The organism is Aquabacter sp. (assembly GCF_965279295.1).
Taxonomy (GTDB): Bacteria; Pseudomonadota; Alphaproteobacteria; order Rhizobiales; family Xanthobacteraceae; genus Aquabacter.
Window position 1 is genome coordinate 159,914 of the sequence record NZ_CBDIHQ010000014.1, and the last position, 23,665, is coordinate 183,578.

The following is a 23,665-nucleotide window of genomic DNA, read 5'->3' on the forward strand; positions in this document are numbered from 1 at the left end:
TGCCGGGATCCCGGCAATGGTACGGGCTATAGCGTGCCTTATTTGCTGCGATGCCATTGCCGGGCAGGCCCGGCGATGGTGTTTTTAGAGATTGGCGTCCTCAGCCGTCCAGCGTTTGGGGCGATAGAAGGTGTGCACGCCGATGCGGTCGAGCTTGCGCATCTCGCGCACCCAGCTCGGTCGCACCCAATAGGCGTGGTAGTGGGTCGCCCGGCCCACACCCTCCAGCCAGAGCTTTCCGTCCAGCATGTCGGCGGCGATCTGCTTTGCCTGCACCCACATGTCCGGCTCGCGGATCACGTCCTTCACATAGTCGCAGGCGAAGGTGAACTGGCAGGCGTTGCGGCGCTCTGAGTTCTGGTAGACCGTCTTGCAGACATCGTTGGGGTAATAGCCGGAGAACACCCGGTTGATGACCACCTGGGCCACCGCGATCTGGCCGCGCTTGGTCTCGCCCCGGCTCTCGAAATAGATCGCTTCCGCCAGGCACTTTTCCGCCCGTGCGCGCGGCGGACCGTCAAGGCCGAGGCGCGCGGCGGGGGAGGGGCCGATGGGCTCCAGCAACGCGTCGCGCTCGCGCAGCGGCGCCGAGGCGGGCAGCGGCACGAGGGTCAGGCGGGCGGGCAGCGCGGCGTACTCGAACGCCAGCGCCGGAAACCGCCGCTCGTCCGCGCCGAACACCACGCGCGGGTCGTGATAGAGCGGGGCGATGTCGATATCGAGCGTCAACAGGCCGGCGCCGTCCATGTCCTGCCGTGAGAGGCGGCGCAGGTCTTCTTCGGTGGGCTCGGACGCGTCCGGCTCCGGCAGCAGTCCGGGGCCAAGGGCCGCGCTCTCCATCCCGTCGAAGTCCGGGCCGAACAGGGTCGGCTCCATTTCCGCCGTTTCCCCCGCGAGATTGTCCATGTTGGGCAGGCTCATGACGATGTCGAGCGCAAGCTCGGCATAGGCGAAATCGCTGGCGGGCGGGGGGCCGAAAATCAGCGGCTCGTCGGCCGCGCCGACTTGCGCTCCCACTTCCGCCGCCACGGCGGAGGCCATCTGCGGATTGCTGTTCAGCACCAAGGGCGGGGGGAAGGCATAGGCGTCGTCCGCATTTACCTCGCTGGTGGCATCGAAGATGGCATGCGGCCAATCCAGGGTGGCGACCCGCAGTGCGCGTGCCGGTGCGCCGAGCAAGGGAGGCTGTGCGCGCTCCACCGCCGCCCGCGACAGGAAGGCGTCCGAGGGCAGCGACTGCCCGAGCGCGGCGCCCGGCATCATCCAGAGCGCGGGAAAGGATATGGCAAGCAGGCATGCCGACCACCGGCCGGCCGAATGAACAGCCATGACATCGCCCTCGACACGGCGCGCAACGGGGCGCGCCCTGCCAAAGGTTTTCGCTCATTAAGCTTACGAGGGCGTTAAACCTGCGGCACGAGCCGTGCCGCGAGGGCCGCCTCGCGGGTAAAGGGGCCTGCCTCCGGCAGGCTGACGCCGCGTGCGCGCTTCAGTCCCTCAGTCCCGAAGCGGATGCGGATGGCCTCCTCGACCCAGCGCGCCTCCTGCTCGGCGCGTCTCGCATCGCGGCGGCCGGCGTCCGCGAGATGCGCGCAATGGCTGGTGAGAGCGGCGGAAAATTCATCGAGGCCCTCGCCGTTCGCGGCCGAAAGGCGGATCACCGGCACACGCCACGCGCCCACCCCGCCGGCCAGCGAGAGGGCGCCGCTGACATCGGCGGCGGCGCGGCGCGCGATATCTGCCATGTCTGATTTCGTCACCACGATGATGTCGGGGAGTTCCATCACACCGGCCTTCATGAACTGAAGGCTGTCGCCGGACGCTGGCTGGATGCACAGCACCACCGTATCGGCCACAAGGTCGATGTCCGCCTCGGACTGGCCGACCCCCACGGTCTCCACGATCACCCGGTCGAAGACCGCGCGCAGCAGGACGACGGCGGCAACCGCATCGTCGGACAGGCCGCCCAGCCGATCGCGCGCCGCCATGGAGCGCACGAACACGCCTCGGTCTTCCGGGTCGGTCTGGATGCGCGCGCGATCCCCCAGCAGCGCGCCGCCGGTGCGGCGTGAGGAGGGATCGACCGCCAGCACGGCGATGGTCTCGCCGTCGGCGCGGGCGCGGCGCACAAGCGCATTGGTGAGGGTGGATTTGCCGACGCCCGGAGGCCCGGTGAGCCCGAGCACATGGGCCTTTCCGGCCCGTGTCGCAGCGTCGAGAAGGGCGACCATCTCGGTGGTGCCCCGCCGCGACTCGGTGGCTGCGAGCGCCTGCGCGATCACCCGCTTGCCGCCGGTGCGAAGGTCGTCGAGGCTGGGAATGCTCAGGCGCATGCTGGACATACGGCAAAGATTAAAGGGCTTCGGCGGGGGAGGGAAACGGCGGAAGGTCACAGCCCGCAGGAAGGACGAAAGAATTGGCGGCTCGTGGCACCGCCAGAATAGAAAAAGGCGTCGACTTGCGCCGACGCCTTTCCACTGACCGGAACCGTGCGGGGGAACGAAACCGATCAATAGTCCTTCAGAAGCCACACAATATGCGAAACAGCACCACCATTCGGTGGTCCAAAAGCATGCTTGCAAGGCCCTCAATGCCGACAACCAACGGTCGAGCACTGCTCTATTTGGTGTTTTCCCAATACCAACCGGAACATGAACAACAGATGAGCGCGCTGCTTAGTTCGAGTTCATGGGAGGTATTCGGGTCTCATCGTATACGATCTAACAATCGTTTGTATTCCATCGACGGCGCGCCGCTTTCTCTAAAGATCTGATTTCAAAGTGTAATTTTGCGATCCTGCGGCGTGAGCTCGCGGCCTCCTTCTTGGTCAGGTCCAAGCGTAGCCGGTGCGTGCGCGGTCGCGTGATATAACAAAATTGTTACCGCGAACTTCGCTCCGTGCCGCCGATCCTGTGGGTGCGCCAATGCATCCGCGACACCGCACTTGCGCCCGCGCGCGCCCCGGTGAGGATAGGCACAAAGCGGCGTCGCGCCCGAGATCTTCCAAGAACGACGTTCCAAGGACCAATAAGATGAGCGAACCCAATCCCTTCGGCGGCCGAATCACCCATCTCACCCCCCAGGAGGTGAAGGCCGGCCTGGACGATGGCAGCATTCTGCTGGTGGATGTCCGGGAGACCGACGAGACCAACGCGGAAAGCATCCCTGGCGCGCTGCCGTTTCCGCTGACAACATTCGATGCCGCGGTCCTGCCTGATCCCGAGGGCCGGCGGCTGGTGTTTTCCTGCCGCTCGGGTCAGCGTTCACAGCGGGCCGCCGCCATGGCGCAGGCGGCCGGGCTTGATTTCGAGGAGCATATGCAGGGCGGCATTCTCGGCTGGAAGCAGGCGGGGCTCGCCACCAGCAAAGGCTGAACGCCGAGCGGCGCGGTCGCTCAGTAGCCGGACGCGCCCGCGTCAGCGGGGAACGACAGGCTGACCCGGGTTCCCGGGTGGCGCGGCGCGAAGGTGAGGTCCGCGCCTAGCTTGGCGGCCATGGCGCGCACGATCCGGTTGCCGAGGCCACCGGTGTTGGCGTCGAGGTCTTCCGGCAGGCCGATGCCGTCGTCTTCAACCGAGAGATGGATGGCGTCATCGCCGTTCAGCAGGGCAATCCGCACCGGGCCGCCCCCCTGCGGATAAGCGTATTTCGAGGCGTTGATTACCAGTTCCGTGACGATGACGCCCACCGCCACCGCACGGTCCGGGTCGATGTTGATAGGGTCTGCCGTCACCGAGAGCGCGATCCCATCTTCGCCGTGCCGGGCGGAAATCTGCAGATCGTCCACCAGGGCGGTGAGATACTGGTCCACCGCGACGCTGGTGATCTGCTCGGAGGTATAAAGGCGCCGGTGCACCTGCGCGACCGCCGAGACGCGGCCCCGCGCGGCATCGAGGGCTTCCCGCACGTCCGGGTTGGCGGCGGCGGCGGCCTGCACATGCAGCATCGAGACGATGATCTGGAGCGAATTGCCCACCCGGTGGTTCATCTCGCGCAACATCAGCGCGCGTTCCGCCGCCAGCGCCTCGAACCGGTCGCGGGCGGCGCGGATTTCCTGCTCCGCCGCTTCATGCGCTTTGCGCATGCGCACGGTGAGGATCGCGGAATCCAGCGCGGATCGCAGCAGTTCGATGAAATCGTTCTCGATTTCCTTCACCACATAATCCACCGCTCCGGCCTTGAGGGCGGCAACGGCGATGCGGCTTTCCTGCGTGCCGGTGACATAGACCACGGGTGGGGGATCGGGCAGGGCGCGGATCGCGGCCAGGGTCTCGAGGCCGTCCTGTCCCGGCATGAAATGGTCCAGCGCCACCACATGGATATCGCCGGCGGCGAGACGGGCGAGGCCCTGCGACCCGGAGGTGGCGAGTTCGACCTCGTAACCCAGGCGCAGAAGCTTGCGGCCGACCAGGCGCCCCAGGCCGGGATCGTCGTCGATATAGAGCACGCGGACCGTGGGGGCGACGGCGCTGTCCTGCGAGGAAAGCGCCGTCGCATTCTCTCCCAGCGACTCGTCAACTTGCCCCGAAACCAATGGCATCATTTCGCCTCGGGCACCTGGATGACCGAGAAGAACAGGCCCAACTGGCGGATCGCATTGGCGAAATTCTCGTAATTGACCGGCTTCGTCACATACACATTCGCGCCGAGATCATAGCAGCGCTGGATTTCCACCTTGTCGTCGGTGGTGGTGAGCACGACGACCGGGGAGCGCTTCAGGTGCTCGTTTTCCTTGATGCGCTTGAGGATATCCACGCCGGTCATGTCTGGCAGGTTGAGATCCAGCAGCACCAGCATCGCGCGCCCGGCGCTCACCGAGCCGGAGCCGTCCGGGCCGAACAGATAGGCGAGCGCGCTGGTGCCGTCCGAAAACGGCTTGATCTCGTTGAGAACGCCCGCCCGGCGGATGTTCTTCTCGATCAGGCGCGCATGCCCGTCATCGTCCTCGATCATGATGATTGTGACATGATCAACCATAGGTCTCAGTCCTCTTGACGCTGCATGGCGATGGTTCGCGGCAACGTAACCTTGAAAGTGGTCCCACGACCCAGTTCGGAATCCAGCAATACCGACCCGCCCATCCGCCGCACCAGGGTGCGCACATGGGCCAGTCCGATGCCTTCTCCCGGCCGGTCCTGCGGGCCGGAACGGCGGAACAGTTCAAACACCCGGCCACGGTCTTTGGGATCTATACCGCGTCCGTTGTCGGAAACCAAAAACGTGATGTAGCCGGAGGTTTCGATCGCGTTGACCGAGATCCGGCCGGGCACGTCGGTGCGCAGATATTTCACCGCATTGTCGATGAGGTTGGTGAAAATCTGCTCCAGCGAAAGCCGGTCGGTGACGATGGCGGGCAGGGGGGCGATTTCGATCGTGGCGTCGCGCTCCATCAATTGATGGGCGACGGTGGCGGCGATGTTCTTCACCAGATCGGTCACGTCCACGGAGACCGGACGGAATTCCTTTCCCCCTTGCCGGGAGAGATCGAGGATCGCCTTGATGAGGCGGTCCATCTTGATGATCGACGCCTTGATGAAGCCGAAGGCCTCCTCGAAATCCTTCCCCAGCGCTTCGTCCTGCGCGGTGTTGGTGTCGCCGGCCTTGTCCCGCAGCGTCTGGAGGCGGAAGAACAGATCGGTGCGCAACTCTTCAAGCTCACTGGTGAAGCCCATGATGTTCACCAGTGGGGATCGCAGGTCGTGGCTGACGATATAGGCGAAGCTCTGGATTTCCTGGTTTGCCTCCTGAAGGTCTGCCGTGCGCTCCGCGACCCGCTTTTCCAGCCCTTCGTTGATGCTTGCGACCTGACGGTGCGCGGCCCGCAGTTCCTTGGTGGTGCGCTGCGACAGATGAACCGAAATGGAGGCGACGCTGATGATGGCGATGACGCCCACAATGTTCACCAGCAGCAGCCATTGTGCTGATTCGCTGGCCGAAACGGTGCGCGCCTCAAGCAACCGGCCTTCCTCGGCCTTCATCTTGTCGAGGGTCGCTGTGATGTCGCGCATCAGGATCTCGCCGCGATTGGTCTTGACGATCTCCAGGGCCTCGTCCCAGCGCGCCTGCCGGCCAAGGTCGACGGTCTGGTTCAATTCGTCCATCTTAGTGCTAATCTTAGGAATGGCGTCGGCAAGCGCGGCCACCTGGCGCGGATTGTCCGCCGTCAGCTTGGTGAGGGCGGCGATTTCCGGGTTGAGGTCTCGCTTGGAGTCCTCAAAAAGCTGGAGATACGAGGGGTTGCGAGCCAACAGGAAGCCGCGCTGGCTGCTTTCCGACCGCCGGATGAAAATCTGGATTTCCGCGAGCGAATTCTGCACCTCCAGCGTATGGGCAACCTCGGTGGCATCGCTGCGCGCCTGATTCACCAGCCAGATGGACGCAGCGCTGATGGCAATCAGTATGGCGAAGCCGACACCCAGAAGTGCGGGCTGGCTCAGACGCGCGAGGAACGACGTCTGTTTCGAGTCACGTAACACCATGCGGGGAATAAGCTCCGAGGGCCTGGAAACGCTTTTGGAGAAGAGCGAGATCGAACCGACCGACTCTCGGCTTGACGAGGGGTAAGAATAGCTTGAACCGCAGGCATCAAACAACATTCCGCTGAAATCAAGCCAATCGGTTAAAATAAAAGCATAGCTACAGCTTGTCCTTGAGTCTGGGACGCGCTTGGATATAGGCTTCGAAATTGGACGTGTTGGAGTATCATGCATCTATCGGAACGCAGTCGGCGCATTGAGGACATGGATAAGAGCAATGGGGGCGACGAAGCCGCCGCTTACTTGAAGACTTTCGGAATGCCGGAAATCGTCGAAGTGCTCTTGCCCGACACCAGCGGCGTGCTGCGCGGAAAATGGTTGCCCGGCCACACCATGAGCAAGGTGTGGAAAAGCGGCGTGCCGATTCCCCTGTCCATCTTCGGCCTCGACATCTGGGGCTGTGAGGTGATGGACACCGGAATTCACATCGAGACTGGCGACAAGGACGGCCTGTGCTGGCCGATCCCGGGAACCCTGAAGCCCGTGCCCTGGTCGCCGCGCCCCTCCGCCCAGGTCCTCATGACCATGCACAAGCCGGACGGCGCCCCGTGGATGCTCGACCCGCGCCAGCAACTGGCCCGCGTGGTGGATCGGCTGGCGGCACGCGGCTACACCGCCTGCGCCGCGTTCGAGCTGGAATTCTATTTGATGAAGCCGGGCGAGCCCGGCCTGCCGCCCCAGCCGGTGTTCTCCACCGAGGGCCAGGCGCGGCAAAACATGTATTCCATGTCTGACCTCGACGAATTCGCCCCCCTGCTGCACGACATGCGCACGGCGGCGGCGACCCAGGGGCTCCCGACGGATACGGTGATTTCGGAAGCGGCGCCCGGCCAGTTCGAGGTCAATCTCTATCATAAGGACGACGCGCTGGGGGCGGCGGACGATGCCATTCTCCTGCGCCGCCTGATCGACGGCGTGGCGCGGCGGCACGGCCTGCGCGCAACCTTCATGGCCAAGCCCCTGCTGAATTTCGCCGGCAACGGCATGCATGTGCACGTCAGCCTGAAAGATCAGTCCGGCGCCAATGCGTTCGCGGCAGGCAACGGCGTGGGTGAGCGGTTGCTGCGCCATGCCGCCGGCGGCCTGCTCTCGACCATGGCGGATTCGACCCTGCTGTTTGTACCGAGCTTTAACGGCTATCGCCGCATCGTCCCCGGCAGCTACGCCCCGACCGGCATCACCTGGGGCTACGACAACCGCTCCGTCGCGGTGCGCGTACCCAACGGCCCGCCCGAAGCGACCCGCCTGGAACACCGCATTGCCGGCGCCGAAGCGCATCCGCACCTCGTGCTCGCTGCTATTCTGGCGGGCATGTTGGAGGGCATCGAGGCCGGCATCGAGCCGCCCGAGCCGCTCACCGGCAATGCTTATGATCACGACGCGCCGAGCCTCTCACCGTCCATGGCGGACGCGGTGGCGCGCTTCAGCGCCTCGCCCTTCATCGAGCGGGCGTTCGGGGCGGAATATCGGCGCATCTATGGTGTGATGAAGCAGGAGGAGCTGGCCGCGTTTTCGCGCACCATCCTCCCGCTTGAATATGAGACGTACCTGTAAGACCGGTTTGGGTGGCGTCAGCCGACGCCGCCCGAAATCTTCACCGAACCGCCCTGGGTGTTCTCAAGATCGCGGCTCGAAATGCCGCCGGACATGCCGGTGGGCGTCCCGGTCGCGCCGGTCATGCCGCCGCTCGGCGTGCTGTGGATCGGCGGGATCAGCGGCTCGGCCGAGGCTGGTGTGGCCGGCCTCTTGGCCGCTTTCCGGGTGAGTTCTGGCGTATGCGAAGCGTTCATTGCGCTCCTCCTTTGTTGCTTTCCCCCAATACAATGAACATGGGGGGCAAAAGGTTGCTTCGCCAGGGGATATCGCTGCGTCAGGCTGCGAATTGAGACAGATCAACGACGCGGCGCCTGCGCGGGCCAAAGCTATTGGCGACAGGAGAACCGCCATGCCCGCTTCCACAATGATCATCTGCGCCGCGATCGTCGCGACCTTCCTCTCGTTCGCCGGCGTGCTCGCCTGGGGCGATTATTACACCTCCAAGCGCCACTGAGTTTCGCGAGATCAGTGGTCGGGGAGTTCGCCGCGCGGGTCGGGCATGGTGTTTTCCCGCTTCGCCTTGCGGCCGGCCATCTCCGCCCCGGCGTCCTTCGGCAACATCAGGAAGCTGAACACCGATGTGGCGCTGATGAAGGAGACGATCAGGAACGCCGGCACGAAGTCCGACAGAATAAGTTCCTGCGACCCGCCCCGGGTAAACCGCATGGCCTCCAGGATCATGCCGGCCACCGCCACGCCCATCGAGAAGGAAATCTGCTGGGCCACACTGACGAAGGATGTGGCGCGGCTCATGTCGTGCTGGTCTACGTCGGCATAGGCGATGGCGTTGAGCGCGGTGAATTCCAGAGAGCGGAAGAAGCCGCCCGCGAGCAGGATGGCGGTGATTGCCAGATGCGGCATGCTGGGGGTGAAAAACGCCGTCGTCGCCAGGAAGGCCGAGGCGATCAGGCTGTTGTAGACCAGCACGCGCTTGAAGCCGAACCGGCGGATGATCGGGGCGGCGGTCGCCTTCATAATCATCGCCCCCGCCGAGGCCGCAAACGTCAGCAGGCCGGAGGCGAGCGGGGACAGGCCGAAGCTCACCTGCAACATCAGCGGCAAAAGGAACGGCATGGCGCCGACGCCGATGCGGAACACCGAGGCGCCGATGACGCCGCAGCGGAATGTCGGCAAGCGCAGCAGCCCCAGGTCTAGCACCGCATGGGGGGTGCGGCGGGCGTGCAGAATGTAGAGGCCGAAGGTGGCGATGCCGATCGCAGTGACCAGGATCGCGATCCACCACGGCACCATCTCCTCGCCCATCACCGCGAGCCCGAACACGATGCCGGACAGGCCGATGCCGGAGAGGATCAGGCCCTTGAGGTCGAGCGGTGGAACGTCTTCCTCCCGCACATTCTCGATGAAGCGGGTGGCGAGAGCGACCCCGAGAATGCCGATGGGCACGTTGATGAAGAAGATGAACCGCCAGTCGAAGTAGGTGGTGATGAAGCCACCCAAGGGCGGGCCAAGCACCGGCCCGAGCAGCGCCGGCACGGTCAACCAGGCGAGCGCCGAGACCAGTTCCGCCTTCGGCACCGAGCGCAGGATGACCAGCCGCCCCACCGGCACCATCATCGCCCCGCCCATGCCCTGGATCACGCGGTAGAGCACGAAATCCGCGAGGCTGGTGGAGAACCCGCAAAGCACCGAGCCCATGGTGAAGATGACGATGGCGGCGCGGAACACGGTTCGCGCGCCATAGCGGTCCGCCGCCCACCCACTGGCGGGAATGAACACCGCGAGGCTGAGCAGATAAGAGGTCAGCGCCAGCTTCAGCGAAACCGGATCTTCATTGAGCGACTTGGCGATGGCCGGCAGGGACGTGGAGATGACGGTGGAATCCACCTGCTCCATGAACAGCGCACAGGCGACGATGAGCGGAATCAGGACGTGCCGGGGCAGGGTGGTGGCAGGCATTCGGTGTCCACGTTTGATATGTGCTCCTTAGCATAGCTCGCGGCCAAAGGCAGGCGCCGTGCAGCATGCCTGCGCATAGTGCCTCTGCGCGCAGCGTGGTCCTTATGGGCTTCTTATGGCGCGGGGCCGGCTCTCCGATGGCGGCTTTATCGCCCTTGCCTGCATGCTTGCGGCCTGAGATGCGCTGGTGCGCGTCGCTGAAGAGGAGATGGGCGCAATGCCCCGAGTGTCCCGGTTAGGCTCCCGCAGCCAGGAAGTACGGCCTCACGCTGATGTTCAGGACGCCCGCCTCCCGGTCCGCGCCATTGCGGCGCTGACGCGGCTGGGTGTGCAGGCCCATGTGGCCGTGATCGGCCGGGGCGGCCTCGAGACTGCGCTCGAACTGTGGCGCGCCGGCTTCGTGCATGTGGATGTGGCGGCGGACCGTCTCAGCCGCCCGGCGGGCGGCGCGGCGGACGCGGTAATCGTGCAGGGAGACGGCGAGCGGCTTGCAAGGTCGATCGAGGCGGCGTGCGGCGTCCTGCGGGTCGGCGGATGGCTGATCGTGCGCATCACGCGTTCCGCGAAAGACAGCCTCGAGAGCGTACGCCGCCGTCTGGCGACCGCCGGCTTCACCTCGGGTCCCGGCTTCATCGACGCCGACGGCGCCTGGATCGCCGCCCGCCGTCGCCCGGCGCTGCGGCTTCACGTAAACGCGGGCGCCATCTCTCCCGCTCGCGCGCGTTCCGCAGACTAGCGTTTAGGCGGGAGGACAGGGCTTTTTGCTGGGTTCGCCCCGCCGCCTCACCCGAGGGAGGGGTGATCTCGCCGCCGGGGAAATCGCTCCCCGTCTGGCACCTCATGTGATGCCGGCGGGATGTGCGCAGTTTGTATGGGATACATTGAGGTGGAAGGCTCCAGCTGCGAAGCCGCATCCTGGAGCTTTCCATCACTTCGTAGCGATGCCCTGGTTTTTCAGGACTTCGGCCCATTTCACGTTCTCGGACTTCACATAGTCTGCGAATTCCGGCGCCGTGGTGCCCTTCACCACGTAGCCGAGGTCATTGAGCTTCTTCAGGGTCTCGGGCTCCTGGAGTACAGCGTTCACCGCCTTGTTGATTGAAACCACCAGATCCGGTGCCATGCCGGCGGGGCCGAACATTCCCCACCAGAGTTCCACGTCGAAATCCTTGATCCCGGCTTCCTGCATGGTCGGCGTGTTGGGCAGCGCCGCGATACGCGAGGTTCCGGTCACGGCCAACGGCTTAATCAGGCCGGTCTCGATGCCGGACATGGCGGTGGGCGCGCTCACGAACATGTAGGAGACGTGATTGCCCAGCAGCGCCGGCATGGCGGCGCCGTCGCCCTGATAGGGCACGGCCTGGGCGTTCACCTCCGCCGTCTTGTTGAAGAACACGCCGGCGATGTCGGCGCCATCGCCCCGCCCGCCGGTGGCATAGTTCACCGCGCCGGGATGGGCCTTGATGTAGGCGACCAGTTCCGCGACCGAATTGGGCGCGAACTGCTTGTTCGCCACCAGAACCAGCGGCGTGTAGGCGACCAGCGTGATCGGCGTAAAGTCCTTCAGCGGATCATAGCCGGGGTTGGCATAGAGCCGCTGGCCGGCGGCGTGGGAGGTCTGGGTGGCGATCTGGATCGTGTAACCGTCCGGGGCCGACTTGGCGACATAGCGCGAGGCGATCTGCGCGGCGGCGCCGGGCTTGTCCTCCACGATCACCGTCTTGCCCAGCTTCTCTTGGAGCCGCTGGGCGATGACGCGGGCGATGGTGTCGGTGGTGCCGCCGGCGGTGTAGCCGACGACGATGGAGACCGGCTGCTCCGCGCGGGCGGCGTGTACGGCAGCGAAAAGCGCAAGGCCCGCGACCAGGGCGCTGACGGTGCGAAAGAATGCGGCGCGAATGAAAGTGTCGCGAATGAACATGGCGTGTCCTCCCAAATGAACGCTGGGCTCTGATGGCCACAGTCGTCCCGCTCCGGTCACACCGTGCCGGCGCGCCGAAGTCTCATCGCATCAGTGTAGGAGTAGGGCGGTCCGACCCGTAATAATGATTTCCGCGCCACGATGCGCACCAGATATGCTGGGCAACGTCAGAAGTTTTATTACGTTACGTAATGTTGCGCCTGATGTTTTGCTTTCCCAAGTGCAATTCGCACCTTAGCGCGGCGCTTGGCGCGCTAGCGTCTCAGGGTCGGCGAGGCCCAGCGCGCTGAAGCGGGGCGCGACATCGGCGGCCAAATGATCGAGGAAGGCGCGCACCCGTGCGGGAAGCGGGCCGCCCTGGCCCATATAGACCGCATGAAGCGGATCGGTATCGCCGGGATTGAACGCTTCCAGAACCGGAACCAGCCGCCCCGCCGCAATATCGTCCGCCACCTGAAAGACCCCGAAACGCGCCAGGCCCATGCCTTCGACGGCGAGATGCCGCAAGGCTTCGCCATCGCTGACCTGGACGTTTCCGGCAGGCATGTGGCGCACCTCGCCCGCCGTTGTGCGCAGCGGCCAGCCGTCATTCTCACGGGCGTAGCAGAAGGTGAGGCGATTGTGCCGGGCGAGATCCTCCGGCACTTGCGGGATGCCCGCGCGCTCCAGGTAGCCGGGGGCGCCGACGATCACCATGCGGGTCTCCCCCAGCTTGCGGGCCACGAGGCGGGAGCTTTTCAGCGGCCCCGAGCGAACCGCGACGTCGGTGCGCTCCTCCAGCAGATCCACCACCTTGTCCGTAAGCACCGCCTCCACCGTCACGCGCGGATGGGCGGCGAGAAACGCCGGCAAGGCGGGCAGCAGGAAGCCGATGCCGAACGGCATGTGGGCGCTCACCTTCAGGTGCCCGGCGGCCAGTTCGCTGGCGGATGCCGCGCGCTCGGCGGCATCGAGTTCCGCCAGGATGCCCATGCCGCGCTCGTAGAAGGCGCGGCCCTCAGGCGTCAGTTGAAGCCGCCGGGTCGAGCGCTGCACCAGCCGCGCGCCCAGCCGCGTCTCCAGCCGTGAAATCAGCTTGCTGATCGCCGATGGGCTCATGCGCAGCGCGCGGGCGGCGGCGGAGAAGCCACCGAGGTCCACCACCCGGATGAACACCTCCAACTCGCCGGAGCGATTGACGTCGAGGCGGGCCATTATGAATTCAAATCATAAATGATGTGCATTCCATCAGGCTAGATCAGAGGCGACGGCGCGTCCATGTAGCATCGCGAAGGGATCGAACGGTCCCGTGCTGACCCAGGACGACGTCCATGCCTATCGCGCTTTACGCCCTCACCGCCGGTGCCTTCGGCATCGGTGTCACCGAATTCGTCATCATGGGCCTGCTGCTCGACATGAGCGCGGACCTGCATGTCTCCATTTCCGCCGCCGGCCTGCTGATCTCCGGCTATGCCCTGGGTGTCGTGGTGGGTGCACCGCTGCTCACCGTGCTCACCGCCCGCTGGCCTCGCAAGGCGGTGCTGGTGGGGCTGATGGTGGTGTTCACGCTGGGCAATCTCGCCTGCGCCCTGGCGCCGGACTACGCGACGCTGATGGCGGCGCGGGTGCTCACCGCCTTCGCCCACGCCACTTTCTTTGGCGTCGGCTCGGTGGTGGCGACCGGCCTTGTGCCCAAGGAGCGCAAGGCGAGCGCCATCGCCATCATGTTCACCGGCCTGACGGTCGCGAACATCCTCGGGGTGCCCCTCGGTACGTGGCTTGGGCAGGCGTTCGGCTGGCGCGCCACCTTCTGGGCCGTGGCCGCCATCGGCATCCTCGCGGTGGCGGTGATCGCGCTGCTGGTCCCGAGCGATACCGCGAAGGAGGAGCCGAGCAATTTCCGCGCCGACATCGCGGTCCTTGCCCGCCCGGCGCTGCTGCTCGGCCTGCTGACCACGGTGCTGAGCTGGGTCGGCGTGTTCGCGGGCTTCACCTATATCGCCCCGATCCTGACCCGCATCACCGGCTTCTCGGAAGCTGCTGTCTCGCCGATCCTTCTGGTGTTCGGCGGCGGGTTGGTGATCGGCAATCTGGTGGGCGGGCGCCTCGCGGACCGAAGCCTCGTGCCCACCGTGTTCGGCACGCTGCTGCTGCTCGCCGTGGTTCTGGGGCTCATGAGCTTCGCGATCCACAGCCAGGTCGCGGCCGTCATCGGCATCGCCTTGTTCGGTGCCTCAGCCTTCGCCACCGTCGCGCCGCTGCAGATATGGGTTCTGGAAAAGGCCAGCGGGGCCGGGCAGAGCCTCGCCTCCAGCTTCAACATCGCCGCCTTCAATCTCGGCAATGCCATCGGCGCGTGGCTGGGCGGCGCGGTGATCGATCACGGCCCGGGCTTGGCCGCCATCCCCTGGGTCGCGGCGCTGGTGCCGCTTGCCGCGATCGGGGTTGCCTATGGCGCGGTGCGCCTGGAGGCCCGCGCGCCGGTCCGCATGCCCGCAGCCTGACGCGCCGATGGGTGAAAGAGACGCGGCCTTGCCTTGAGAGAGAGGTACGGGGAGATTGTCACCTCAGTGTCATACGGCGTGGATACGCCGTGTGATGCCGGGCGGCTTCAGAGCCGCAAGGGGGGACAAAATCATGCAGCCGATCGTCCGCGCGGAGAACGTGCGCAAATCGTTCGACACGACGCCGATCCTCAAGGGGGTCAGCTTCGAGATCGCCGAGGGCGATCTGGTGTCGATTATCGGCCCGTCGGGGTGCGGCAAGTCCACGCTGCTGCGCTGCCTCAACGGGCTGGAAACCATCGATTCCGGGGTGGTGGAAGCCTGCGGCGTCCGCATGGAACGCAAGGAAGGCTCCCCCCCGTTGCCCGGCGAAATCGCCCACCGGCTGCGCCGCAATGTCGGGATGGTGTTCCAGCAATATAACCTCTTCCCTCACAAGACCCTGATCCAGAACGTCATGATGGCGCCCATGGTGGTCAAGGGGACGAAGAAGGAAGAGGCCGAGGCGATCGCCGACCGCCTGCTGCGCAAGGTCGGGCTGCATGAGCAGAAGGACCGCTACCCCATCAACATGTCCGGCGGCCAGCAGCAGCGCGGCGCCATCGCCCGCGCGCTCGCCATGTCCCCGAAGGTGATGCTCTACGACGAGCCCACCTCCGCCCTCGATCCCGGCTTGGTGGACGAGGTTCTCGACGTGATGAAGGAATTGGACGAGGAGGGGATGACGCAGATCGTCGTCACCCATGAAATGCGCTTCGCGCGCGATGCCTCCGACTACATCGTCTACATGGAGAAGGGCGAGATCATCGAGATCTCAGACGAGGACGAGATCTTTGAAAATCCCAAAGATCCCCGGACCCGGCAGTTCCTGCGCCGCTTCGCCTGACATCTCGTCCTGTCCTTTCCTGATCCGGGGATCGCCATGCGCCTCGCCTTCGCTGCTCTGCTGACGTTTGTTTCCGTGTGCTTCTCCCTAGGAAGTGCGTTCGCCCAGGGCACTGCGCCCTTCTCCGGGCCGCCGCTGCGCTATGGCGGCGATGCCACCTCCGGCGCGCCTTACACCTTCAAGGACCCCGCGGACCCGGACCTCGTCGTCGGGTTCGAGGTGGACATCATGACCCAGATCGGCATCGAACTCGGCCGCAAGACCGCGTTCGTGCAGAACGACTGGAGCAACCTCATCCCCGGCCTCAATGCCGGCCTGTACGATGCGGTCATCAACGGCCTGGAAATCACCGCCGAGCACCAGGCGGCTGCGGATTTCACCATTCCCTACTACACCACCTACGGGCAGATCGTGATCCGCCGGGGCGACCCGGAAATCCCCGACATCGCGGCGCTGAAGGGCAAGAGCGTCGGCACGCTCAAGTCCAGCCAGATGGAATATGTGCTGCGCAATTACGGCGGCATCGACGTGCGCTCCTACGAGCAGGAAATCGACGCCTACACCGACCTCAAGCTCAAGCGCATCGATGCGACCGTGATGGATTTCCCCATCGCGGTTTATTACGCCCAGCCCGACCGCGAACTGCAATTCACCGGCGCGCCGGTGGGGCGCATCGAATACGGCATCGCGGTGAAGAAGGGCGGAAACCCGCAGCTTCTCGCCTCGCTCAATTCCGGCCTGTCGCAGATGATCCAGGACGGGGAGATGCGCAAGATCCTCGATAAATGGGCGCTTTGGACCCCGATGATGGCGCAGATCACCGGCGACACCCGGTCGATGCAGGCGCAGCCCACGGCCTACGACCATTTCGTCGAGGCCACCCAGCCCCAGGGCTGGCAGGCGCAGATCGGCCGCTACATGCGCTTCATGCCGCAGCTACTCTGGGCGGCGGTGATGACCATGGAGATTTCCATCCTGGCCATGTTCATCGCGGTCGGCCTCGGCGCGACCCTGGCGCTCTGCCGGGTCTATGGCGGGACGGCGCTGGACCGGCTCGCACAGATCTACATCGAGGTTGTGCGCGGCACGCCGCTGCTAATCCAGGTGCTGTTCATCTATTACGGTCTGCCGAAGGTCGGCCTCCAGCTTGATCCGTTCGTCGCCGGCGTCATGGCGCTGGGGCTGAACTATGCCGCCTATGAGGCGGAGAACTACCGCGCCGGCCTGCTCGCCATTCCGCGCCACCAGATGGAAGCGGCGATCGCCCTCAACATGACCGAGCGCCAGTCGCTGCGCCATGTGGTGATCCCGCAGGCCGCGCGCATCGTGTTGCCGCCCACCACCAACGACTTCATCTCCCTGATCAAGGATTCATCCCTGGTCTCCGTGATCTCGCTGGTGGAGCTGACCAAGACCTATGAGCAGATCTCCACCACCTATTACGATTATTTCGGCACCGGCCTGCTGGTCGCCGGGATGTATCTGCTGCTCGGCCTGCCGTTCGTGCGTTTGGCGAAGTGGGCGGAAAGGCACGTCAGCCGGGGCATGGTGCGCGGGGCGGGGGCGAAGTGAGGGACCACAAGCAGAAACCAGTGCGATAGCCCTCCCCGCGAGCGGGAAGGGCTTGGAAGGGACCGTGCCTCGCCTCACCCATAGCGGGCGAGCGTCAGGCCGTCCGTGTCGATCTCCGGCTTCCGGCCGGAGATGACGTCCGCCATCAGGCGCCCGGTGCCGGCGGCCATGGTCCAGCCCAGCGTGCCGTGGCCGGTGGAGAGGTAGAGGTTGGGATAGCGGCTGTGCCCGAGGATCGGCGGGCCGTCCGGCGTCATGGGGCGAAGGCCGGTCCAGAAGCTGCCCTCCTTGCCATTGCCGCCATCGGGGAACAGGTCGCCCACCACATGCTCGAGCGTGGCGCGGCGCTCCTCGCGCAATGTCAGGTCGAAGCCGCCGAGTTCCGCGGTCCCGCCCACCCGGATTCGGTCGCCAAGGCGCGTCACCGCCACCTTGAAGGTCTCGTCCATGATGGTGGATTCCGGCGCTGCGTCGGGATTGGTGATGGGCACGGTGAGCGAATAGCCCTTCACCGGATAGACCGGCACGGAGATGCCCAGCGGCTTCAGCATTTTCGTGGAGTAGGAGCCGAGCGCCGCCACGTAGGCGTCCGCCGTCACCCGCCCCTTGTCGGTGGCGATGCCGGTGATCTTGCCTGCCGCATGCTCGATGCCGGTGATGGTGCGGCCGAACGAAAAAGTGACGCCGTTCGCCTTCGCCAGGTCCGCCAGCGCATTGGTGAACTTGAAGCAGTCCCCGGTTTCGTCGCCGGGCAGGCGCAGGCCGCCGACGAATTTGTGCCGCACCCGGTCCAGCGCCGGCTCCACCGCGATGCAGCCGATCGTGTCCAGCACCTCATAGGGCACGCCGTAGCGCTCAAGCACCTCGGTGTCGCCATGGATATGGTCGAGCTGCGCCTGGGTGCGGAACAGCTGGAGCGTGCCCTGCATGCGCTCGTCGTAATGGATGCCGGTGCGCTGGCGCAGGGCCATCAGGCAGTCGCGGCTATATTCGGCGAGGCGCACCATGCGGCCCTTGTTGACCTCATAGCGATGGGAGGTGCAATTGCGGAGCAGCTTGAGCCCCCAGATCGCCATGGCCGGGTTCATGCGGGTCCAGCGCACCACCAGCGGCGCATGCTCCATGGTCAGCCATTTGATGGCCTTGAAGGGCATGCCGGGCCCGGCCCAGGGGGCGGAATAGCCGGGAGAAACCTCGCCGGCATTGCCGAAGCTGGTTTCCAGCGCCGGCCCGCTCTGCCGGTCCAACACCTCCACCTCGTGGCCGCTCTCGGCGAGATAATACGCAAGGGTGACGCCGATGACCCCCGAGCCCAGAATGACGACCTTCATGTGCTTCCCCGCATTTGGCCGCGCGCCGACTGAACGGCATGCGCGAGCCTACTGAAGCGGAACGCCGGAATGGAGGTACATGAAGCCGCAGGTGTGCGTCTTAAATCCAGCGCCGCATCCCACCCGGCATACCGGGTGGGACCATTAGCAGATATCAGATCTCCCGCTCACCGATCGTGATCGTCAGCGTACCAAAGCCGTCGATGGCGCCGACGATGACGTCGCCGGGCACCACGGGGCCGACGCCGGCGGGGGTGCCGGTCATGATGATGTCGCCCGGTTCCAGATCATAGGAGAGCGACAGGTTCGCGACGATCTCCGGCACGTTCCAGATCATCTGGGCCAGGTCGCCGCGTTGGGTCTCGGCGCCGTTCACCGCAAGTGTGATGAGCCCGGCCATCGGGTCGCCGCCGGTGCCGGCGGGATAGATCGGGCCGCACGGCGCGGAGCGGTCGAAGCCCTTGCCGCGTTCCCACGGCAGCTTCTTGTTGCCGCATTCGCGCTGGCGGTCGCGGCGGGTCAGGTCGATGCCGATGCCGTAGCCGTAGATCGCGCCGAAGGCGTCGGCGACGCTGATGTTCCGCGCCGCCGTGCCGATGGCGACCACCAGTTCGATCTCGTACTGGAAATCCTCGGTGTCAGGCGGATAGGGCACGCTCGCCCCGTCCTCGACGATGGAATCGCGCGGCTTCTGGAAGAAGAACGGCGGGTCGCGCTCGTCGTCCGCCTCCTTCATCTCGCGGATATGGGCGAGATAGTTGCGGCCGACGCAATAGACGCGCCGCACCGGAAAGCGCGCCGCGCTGCCGACAACCGGCAGCGAGACCGTTTCGGGAACAGGAATGACGAAGGAAGACGAAACGCTCATACCGGGTAACCTTTCGCCTTCTCGGCCGTGTACCAGTCCAAAAGATCGTCGCCGTTCCACATCAGCACTCCGCCGAGGCTGGCGGCGTAGTCGTAGATGGCTTCGAGATATTTGATGCGGTGCGGCTGGCCGGAGATGTAGGGGTGGATCGCCACCGCCAGCACCTTGGCGCGTTCCTCGCCCTCGGCGTGCAGCCGGTCGATGGCGTCCTTGAAGCGGGTGAACCAATATTCCGATTCGTGGTGGTGGATCGCCATCATCGGAATGTCGTTGTGCTCGACCGTATAAGGCAGCGTCACCAGCGGCCCCTTGGCGGTCTGAATGGTCGCTGGCTCGTCGTCCCACACCCAGTCGCCGATATATTTCACGCCCGCTTCCACCAGGATTTCCGGCGTGTCCATCATCTGCGTCAGGCCCGGTCCAAGCCAGCCGCGCGGGCGCTTGCCGGTGAACTTCTCCAGGATGTCCATGGAGCGGAAGATCATGTCGCGCGGGTTCTCGTGCTTGGCCATGGGCATCTGGTCATAGCCGTGGCCCATGAATTCCCAGCCGGCGTCCACCGCCTGCCGCGCCACGCGTTCATAATCCTCGCAGACGCGGGCGTTGATCGAGAGGGTGGGGCGGATACCGAGCTTCTCGTAGAGCTTGAAGAAGCGCCACGCGCCGACGCGCATGCCGTATTCGTGCCAGCTCCAGTTCGGAACATCTGGCAGCATGGTCTGGCCGGTGGGCGGGGTGATGATCTGGCGTGCCATGGGACGGTTGATGTCCCAGACCTCGTAATTCACGATGGTCCACAGCACGACGCGCGCATTCCCCGGCAGCTTCAGGGGCGGGCGGTCCACGACCGCGGAATACGGCGCGCGATCCTTAGGTTCCATTGTCATTCTTGTTCTCCGCAATGCAGATGAGGAAACAGGATTTAAGGCGTGGCGGCGGCGCGCAGCGCCTGAAGGCTCGGGCGCAGCAGGTTTTCCAGCGAGGTGTAGAAGAAGCGCGCGCCCCGCTTGGTCCAATAGCCGGCGGTTTCCGCCGTGGCCGGGAGACCATAGGGCACGCTTGCGGCTGCGAGGCGGCTGGTGATGTCGTCCAGGGCGGCGACAACTTCGGGGCGCGCGGGATCGCCGAGATAGCCCATGGAATGGGCGAGATCGTTCGGCCCCACCAGGATCAGATCGATGCCCGGCGCGCCGGCGATTTCATCGAGCCGCTTGTGGCCTTCCACGCTCTCGATCTGGGCGATCAGCAGCAGCGTGCCCTCCCGCCCCTTGGTGGCGGCGCGGGCGATGGCGCGCAGGCGGGCGCATTCCTCCGGAGCTTCCACATTCGGCAGCACCAGGCCGTCGATGCCGCAGTCGAAATAGCGGGTGAGGGTGGCGGCATCCTTGGAATAGGAGCGCACGATGGCACTCATGCCGTGCGCCTGGGCGGCGCGGGCCAGCATCGGCACGCTCTCGATGCTGACCGCGGTGCGCTCGCAATCGATGAACAGGCAGTCTGCGCCGCAGGCGGCGATGGCATCCACGGCGGGCAGGGCGAAGCCGCCCGGATTGACGGCGATGACAGGCTTTCCCGCCTCGATGGCGGTCTTGGCGCGACGGTTCATGCCGTGCGTTCCTCGCACCCGCTGGTGTCGCCCCGTCTTGCTGGTTCGGGCCGTCGTGAGGGGACGCCCGATGGCGGGGGCACAGGCATCACCTCAGACCGGCAGCATCGATGGGGCCGTGAGGCCCACAGGCTGGTTGATGCCGCCCGCCAGCGCAAGCCGAACCACAAACCGAAGCGAATGCGAGCCCCATCTGGTCGGGCAGTCGCGTTTCGTCGGGAGAGCGGCTTGCGGGTGTTCAGCCATTCGCTTTCGTCCAGGTCGCACCGAGAGGACGTGAATTTTGAGTACAATCAGAGCTAGGTCAAGTCATAATGTATACAAAATGGGCTCGTTTAATATGCTGTGTGTGCCATATTTTTGGGCCTGTTGGGCGCCGCCAGGTCATAAGCTGTATGGAAAATGGCGGTTCCAATCCTGCTTGACGGGTGCATCGCGATGGCATGATTGTATGCTTCAAATCGCTTCGCCGCGATGTTTGCGTGTGGAGCGGAAATGGACACACGCCGGCCATGACGGACGCCGCCCTCCCCAATGTGGACGTCGACGAGGACGCAGAGCCGCGTGCGGCCACGCGTTCGCTGTCCGTTACGGAGCGCATCCGCACCGCCGTATTGGGGGGCGAGTTCGAGGCCGGCAGCCGGCTGCACGAAGTTCGGCTTTCCGAATTGCTCGGGGTGTCGCGCACGCCGGTGCGCTCGGCGCTTCAGTCGCTGGCCAGCGAGGGCCTGCTGGAATATGCCCCGAACCGGGGCTATGCGGTGCGCCGCTTTTCCACCGCCGAGATCGTCGATGCCTATGAAATCCGCGCCATGATGGAGGCGCTGGCGGCCCGCTTCGCCGCCGAGCGCGACCTGCCGGAGGCGGAGCGCGCGGCCATCGAGCGGGCGCTGGCGGAGGGCGATGATCTGCTGGCGCACGCCGAACTGGGCGAAGCGGAGCGCATCGCCTACAGCGCCATCAACACCGCCTTCCACGAGGCGATCCACAGTGCCGGGCGCTGCCGCATGCTGGGTGACATGATCCGGCTGTGCCACAGCGTGCCGCATTCCTCCCACCGCAATGTGGTGTCGTTCGAGCATATGGATGTGCGGCGGCGGCACGACGACCACCACCGCATCTACGACGCCATCCTCGCCTGCGACGCCTATCGCGCCGAAGTGCTGATGCGCGAGCATGTGGCGAGCGTGAAGACCAGCCTGGTGCGCGCCCTCAGCGGCCGCCCCATGCCGCGCCGAGCCCGGTCAACGCAAGAGTCTGCGCGCCGCTCGCGGTAAACGCCACGGCTGGCGCGCCGCATGCGCTGAAGCCTTGCCCCGTTGGGGACCGGGCTCTATCAGGGCGATCCGCCCCCGTGCCGGGATCGCGCGCCCTGGGATCGTCATGGCCGCCACGAAACGCTCGCTGATCGCCAGAACGTCAACCGTCAGCGCCGCCACCCTCGGCTCGCGCCTGTTCGGCTTCGCGCGCGATATCGGCACTGCGGCGGTGCTGGGGGCGGGGCCGCTGGCCGACGCGCTGATGGCTTCGCTGTCGCTGCCGCTGCTGGCCCGCCGCCTGCTGGCGGAGGGCGCGTTCAACGCTGCGCTGCTGCCGGCGCTGGCCTCCGCGCCCGATGACCGCGCCGCCGCCGCCCGCGCCAACGCGACATTGGTGCTGCTGTGCCTGATCCTGCTGGCGGCGGCGGTGGCCGGTGCGCTTGCCATGCCGCTGCTGATCCTGGTGCTGGCCCCCGGCTTCAGCATCGACGGGCCGCGCGCTGATCTTGCCGCCGCCTGCGGGCGCATCGCCTTGTTCTATCTGCCGCTCGCCGGTGCGGCGGCGGTGCTGGGCGGCATCGCCAATGCCGCGCACCGCGTGTTTCTGCCGGCCCTGGCGCCCCTGCTGGGAAATGCGGTGGTGCTGTTCGCCATCGCAGCGCTGCTGTTGGAAGGGCTGGTGGCGACCCCGACGGCCGCCATGGTGATGGCCGCCTGCGCCGTGCTGGCGGGTTTGGCGCAACTGGGGCTGATGATGATCGCCGCGCGCGGTGCGCCCGCCGCGCTAAGCATAAGTGCCGGCTTCGATTGGCCCTCTGCCCGCGCCGTGCTGCGCGCCTCCGGCCCGGCCCTGCTGTTCGCCGGCCTGCCGCAGATGCGCCTGCTGCTGGTGGCGGCGGTGGTGTCCGCCATCCCCGGCGCGGTCTCCTCGCTCACCTATGCTCAGCGCCTGGTGGACCTGCCGCTCGGCCTCGTCGGGGCAAGCGCGGGGGCGATCCTGGTGCCGCTTCTCACCACGGCAGCGAACGGCGCGCGCGGGGCGGCGCTGGAGGCGACGCGGGCCATGATCGCCGCGCTGGCCTTCGCCCTGCCGGCGGCGGCGGGTCTGATCGTGCTCGCCCATCCCATTGTCACCGTGCTCTACCAGCGCGGCTCTTTCACGGGGGAGGAGGCGCAGGTCACGGCAACGCTGCTTGCCGCCCTGGCCTTCGCCCTGCCGGCGCAGGGCCTGGAAAAGGTGTTGAGCGCCACCGCCGTGAGCCATGGCCTGACCCGGCAGGTGGAGCGCGTGGGCCTCGCCTCGCTCGTTGCCACCCTGGCCCTGGCGGCTGGCCTAGGCTTCGCGTTCGGCCCGGCCGCCGCCGCCTTCGGCCTGGCGATTTCGTCCGGCGCCTCCTCCTTGCGGATGGCGTTTGTGCTGCACCATCGCGGCCACCTCATGCTGGGTGCGGGGGAATGGTGGCAGATGCTGGGCCTGCTGGGCGCCAGCTTTCTCATGGCGGCGGTGGTGGCGGGCCTTGGCCTCGCCTGGCCGGCCCCGGCCCCGGCGGGGGGCGTTCTCGTTGCGGTGCGCCTCGGGGTTCTGGTGGCGGCGGGCATGGCGACCTATGGTGTCGCGTGGCTCGCGCTGCGGCGTGCAAGCCGGCCCGAATAGGGCGGGCGATAAACGCAATCATAATGGGAGGCCGTC

Annotated in this window: 21 protein-coding genes; 8 read left to right on the forward strand and 13 right to left on the reverse strand. The window is 65.9% G+C overall.

Features of this window, described 5'->3' with window-relative positions:
- Positions 1–84 precede the first annotated feature (84 nt).
- A complete protein-coding gene (locus tag ADADO0_RS09810; protein WP_511304945.1) occupies positions 85–1,329 on the reverse strand; it encodes a cell wall hydrolase in 1,245 nt (414 codons plus the stop codon).
- A gap of 74 nt (positions 1,330–1,403) precedes the next feature.
- Complete coding sequence (gene meaB, locus ADADO0_RS09815) at positions 1,404–2,342, reverse strand: methylmalonyl Co-A mutase-associated GTPase MeaB (protein WP_511304946.1); 939 nt, start codon at positions 2,340–2,342, stop codon at positions 1,404–1,406.
- Positions 2,343–3,032: 690 nt separating this feature from the next.
- Between meaB and ADADO0_RS09820 the strand changes: the two genes are divergently transcribed.
- Positions 3,033–3,374, forward strand: coding sequence for a rhodanese-like domain-containing protein (locus tag ADADO0_RS09820; protein WP_511304947.1), 342 nt, complete (start codon positions 3,033–3,035; stop codon positions 3,372–3,374).
- Between the two features lie 20 nt (positions 3,375–3,394).
- On the opposite strand, the gene ADADO0_RS09825 is transcribed toward ADADO0_RS09820, so the two are convergent.
- Genes ADADO0_RS09825 through ADADO0_RS09835 form a run of 3 tightly spaced genes read right to left on the reverse strand, consistent with a single transcriptional unit; the run spans position 3,395 to position 6,479 of the window.
- Positions 3,395–4,540 (reverse strand): sensor histidine kinase, encoded by a 1,146-nt coding sequence (locus ADADO0_RS09825; RefSeq protein WP_511304948.1) that lies wholly within the window; start codon positions 4,538–4,540, stop codon positions 3,395–3,397.
- Positions 4,540–4,977, reverse strand: coding sequence for a response regulator (locus ADADO0_RS09830; RefSeq protein ID WP_511304949.1), 438 nt, complete (start codon positions 4,975–4,977; stop codon positions 4,540–4,542). Before ADADO0_RS09830 ends, ADADO0_RS09825 begins: the two co-directional genes overlap by 1 nt.
- Positions 4,978–4,982: 5 nt before the next feature.
- Entirely contained in the window at positions 4,983–6,479 is a 1,497-nt protein-coding gene (locus tag ADADO0_RS09835) for a sensor histidine kinase (protein WP_511304950.1), read from the reverse strand.
- 261 nt (positions 6,480–6,740) lie between these two features.
- Here ADADO0_RS09835 and ADADO0_RS09840 point away from each other — a divergent pair, with 261 nt between their 5' ends.
- Positions 6,741–8,090 carry a glutamine synthetase family protein gene (locus ADADO0_RS09840; protein ID WP_511304951.1) on the forward strand — a complete coding sequence of 450 codons (1,350 nt, stop codon included), beginning with the start codon at positions 6,741–6,743 and terminating at the stop codon, positions 8,088–8,090.
- Positions 8,091–8,107: 17 nt separating this feature from the next.
- On the opposite strand, the gene ADADO0_RS09845 is transcribed toward ADADO0_RS09840, so the two are convergent.
- A complete protein-coding gene (locus ADADO0_RS09845; RefSeq protein ID WP_511304952.1) occupies positions 8,108–8,326 on the reverse strand; it encodes a hypothetical protein in 219 nt (72 codons plus the stop codon).
- Between the two features lie 271 nt (positions 8,327–8,597).
- Positions 8,598–10,049: an MFS transporter gene (locus tag ADADO0_RS09850; protein ID WP_511304953.1), complete on the reverse strand. Its 1,452-nt coding sequence runs from the start codon at positions 10,047–10,049 to the stop codon at positions 8,598–8,600.
- A 217-nt stretch (positions 10,050–10,266) separates the two neighbouring features.
- On the opposite strand from ADADO0_RS09850, the gene ADADO0_RS09855 reads away from it, so the two are divergent.
- Positions 10,267–10,785, forward strand: a complete 519-nt coding sequence (locus tag ADADO0_RS09855) for a hypothetical protein (RefSeq protein WP_511304954.1) — start codon at positions 10,267–10,269, stop codon at positions 10,783–10,785.
- Between the two features lie 192 nt (positions 10,786–10,977).
- Here the strand turns inward: ADADO0_RS09855 and ADADO0_RS09860 are convergent, their stop codons facing one another.
- Together ADADO0_RS09860 and ADADO0_RS09865 are read right to left on the reverse strand one after the other, a co-directional pair.
- Positions 10,978–11,970 carry a Bug family tripartite tricarboxylate transporter substrate binding protein gene (locus tag ADADO0_RS09860; protein ID WP_511304955.1) on the reverse strand — a complete coding sequence of 331 codons (993 nt, stop codon included), beginning with the start codon at positions 11,968–11,970 and terminating at the stop codon, positions 10,978–10,980.
- Positions 11,971–12,204: 234 nt separating this feature from the next.
- The gene (locus tag ADADO0_RS09865) at positions 12,205–13,164 is read right to left on the reverse strand and encodes a LysR family transcriptional regulator (protein WP_511304956.1); all 960 of its coding nucleotides are present in this window, start codon (positions 13,162–13,164) and stop codon (positions 12,205–12,207) included.
- Between the two features lie 116 nt (positions 13,165–13,280).
- Between ADADO0_RS09865 and ADADO0_RS09870 the strand changes: the two genes are divergently transcribed.
- From ADADO0_RS09870 to ADADO0_RS09880, 3 genes are all read left to right on the forward strand, one after another.
- Positions 13,281–14,453 (forward strand): MFS transporter, encoded by a 1,173-nt coding sequence (locus ADADO0_RS09870; protein WP_511304957.1) that lies wholly within the window; start codon positions 13,281–13,283, stop codon positions 14,451–14,453.
- A gap of 133 nt (positions 14,454–14,586) precedes the next feature.
- Positions 14,587–15,339 (forward strand): amino acid ABC transporter ATP-binding protein, encoded by a 753-nt coding sequence (locus ADADO0_RS09875; protein ID WP_511304958.1) that lies wholly within the window; start codon positions 14,587–14,589, stop codon positions 15,337–15,339.
- Positions 15,340–15,375: 36 nt separating this feature from the next.
- A complete protein-coding gene (locus ADADO0_RS09880; RefSeq protein ID WP_511304959.1) occupies positions 15,376–16,911 on the forward strand; it encodes an ABC transporter substrate-binding protein/permease in 1,536 nt (511 codons plus the stop codon).
- Between the two features lie 74 nt (positions 16,912–16,985).
- On the opposite strand, the gene ADADO0_RS09885 is transcribed toward ADADO0_RS09880, so the two are convergent.
- From ADADO0_RS09885 to ADADO0_RS09900, 4 genes are all read right to left on the reverse strand, one after another.
- Positions 16,986–18,242 (reverse strand): D-amino acid dehydrogenase, encoded by a 1,257-nt coding sequence (locus ADADO0_RS09885; RefSeq protein ID WP_511304960.1) that lies wholly within the window; start codon positions 18,240–18,242, stop codon positions 16,986–16,988.
- 154 nt (positions 18,243–18,396) lie between these two features.
- The gene (locus tag ADADO0_RS09890) at positions 18,397–19,110 is read right to left on the reverse strand and encodes a fumarylacetoacetate hydrolase family protein (protein ID WP_511304961.1); all 714 of its coding nucleotides are present in this window, start codon (positions 19,108–19,110) and stop codon (positions 18,397–18,399) included.
- Positions 19,107–19,997 carry a polysaccharide deacetylase family protein gene (locus ADADO0_RS09895; protein ID WP_511304962.1) on the reverse strand — a complete coding sequence of 297 codons (891 nt, stop codon included), beginning with the start codon at positions 19,995–19,997 and terminating at the stop codon, positions 19,107–19,109. Before ADADO0_RS09895 ends, ADADO0_RS09890 begins: the two co-directional genes overlap by 4 nt.
- A 35-nt stretch (positions 19,998–20,032) precedes the next feature.
- Positions 20,033–20,716: an HpcH/HpaI aldolase family protein gene (locus ADADO0_RS09900; protein ID WP_511304963.1), complete on the reverse strand. Its 684-nt coding sequence runs from the start codon at positions 20,714–20,716 to the stop codon at positions 20,033–20,035.
- Positions 20,717–21,228: 512 nt separating this feature from the next.
- On the opposite strand from ADADO0_RS09900, the gene ADADO0_RS09905 reads away from it, so the two are divergent.
- Both ADADO0_RS09905 and murJ read left to right on the forward strand, forming a co-directional pair.
- Positions 21,229–21,993 (forward strand): GntR family transcriptional regulator, encoded by a 765-nt coding sequence (locus ADADO0_RS09905; RefSeq protein WP_511304964.1) that lies wholly within the window; start codon positions 21,229–21,231, stop codon positions 21,991–21,993.
- Positions 21,994–22,099: 106 nt separating this feature from the next.
- Positions 22,100–23,629 carry a murein biosynthesis integral membrane protein MurJ gene (gene murJ / locus ADADO0_RS09910; protein ID WP_511304965.1) on the forward strand — a complete coding sequence of 510 codons (1,530 nt, stop codon included), beginning with the start codon at positions 22,100–22,102 and terminating at the stop codon, positions 23,627–23,629.
- Positions 23,630–23,665 lie beyond the last annotated feature (36 nt).

Bases quoted from the DNA above. Each gene is read 5' to 3' on its own strand.
- ADADO0_RS09810 (WP_511304945.1), bottom strand. From the start codon at position 1,329: ATGGCTGTTCATTCGGCCGGCCGGTGGTCGGCATGCCTGCTTGCCATA.
- meaB (WP_511304946.1), bottom strand. From the start codon at position 2,342: ATGTCCAGCATGCGCCTGAGCATTCCCAGCCTCGACGACCTTCGCACC.
- ADADO0_RS09820 (WP_511304947.1), top strand. From the start codon at position 3,033: ATGAGCGAACCCAATCCCTTCGGCGGCCGAATCACCCATCTCACCCCC.
- ADADO0_RS09825 (WP_511304948.1), bottom strand. From the start codon at position 4,540: ATGCCATTGGTTTCGGGGCAAGTTGACGAGTCGCTGGGAGAGAATGCG.
- ADADO0_RS09830 (WP_511304949.1), bottom strand. From the start codon at position 4,977: ATGGTTGATCATGTCACAATCATCATGATCGAGGACGATGACGGGCAT.
- ADADO0_RS09835 (WP_511304950.1), bottom strand. From the start codon at position 6,479: ATGGTGTTACGTGACTCGAAACAGACGTCGTTCCTCGCGCGTCTGAGC.
- ADADO0_RS09840 (WP_511304951.1), top strand. From the start codon at position 6,741: ATGGATAAGAGCAATGGGGGCGACGAAGCCGCCGCTTACTTGAAGACT.
- ADADO0_RS09845 (WP_511304952.1), bottom strand. From the start codon at position 8,326: ATGAACGCTTCGCATACGCCAGAACTCACCCGGAAAGCGGCCAAGAGG.
- ADADO0_RS09850 (WP_511304953.1), bottom strand. From the start codon at position 10,049: ATGCCTGCCACCACCCTGCCCCGGCACGTCCTGATTCCGCTCATCGTC.
- ADADO0_RS09855 (WP_511304954.1), top strand. From the start codon at position 10,267: ATGCCCCGAGTGTCCCGGTTAGGCTCCCGCAGCCAGGAAGTACGGCCT.
- ADADO0_RS09860 (WP_511304955.1), bottom strand. From the start codon at position 11,970: ATGTTCATTCGCGACACTTTCATTCGCGCCGCATTCTTTCGCACCGTC.
- ADADO0_RS09865 (WP_511304956.1), bottom strand. From the start codon at position 13,164: ATGGCCCGCCTCGACGTCAATCGCTCCGGCGAGTTGGAGGTGTTCATC.
- ADADO0_RS09870 (WP_511304957.1), top strand. From the start codon at position 13,281: ATGCCTATCGCGCTTTACGCCCTCACCGCCGGTGCCTTCGGCATCGGT.
- ADADO0_RS09875 (WP_511304958.1), top strand. From the start codon at position 14,587: ATGCAGCCGATCGTCCGCGCGGAGAACGTGCGCAAATCGTTCGACACG.
- ADADO0_RS09880 (WP_511304959.1), top strand. From the start codon at position 15,376: ATGCGCCTCGCCTTCGCTGCTCTGCTGACGTTTGTTTCCGTGTGCTTC.
- ADADO0_RS09885 (WP_511304960.1), bottom strand. From the start codon at position 18,242: ATGAAGGTCGTCATTCTGGGCTCGGGGGTCATCGGCGTCACCCTTGCG.
- ADADO0_RS09890 (WP_511304961.1), bottom strand. From the start codon at position 19,110: ATGAGCGTTTCGTCTTCCTTCGTCATTCCTGTTCCCGAAACGGTCTCG.
- ADADO0_RS09895 (WP_511304962.1), bottom strand. From the start codon at position 19,997: ATGACAATGGAACCTAAGGATCGCGCGCCGTATTCCGCGGTCGTGGAC.
- ADADO0_RS09900 (WP_511304963.1), bottom strand. From the start codon at position 20,716: ATGAACCGTCGCGCCAAGACCGCCATCGAGGCGGGAAAGCCTGTCATC.
- ADADO0_RS09905 (WP_511304964.1), top strand. From the start codon at position 21,229: ATGACGGACGCCGCCCTCCCCAATGTGGACGTCGACGAGGACGCAGAG.
- murJ (WP_511304965.1), top strand. From the start codon at position 22,100: ATGGCCGCCACGAAACGCTCGCTGATCGCCAGAACGTCAACCGTCAGC.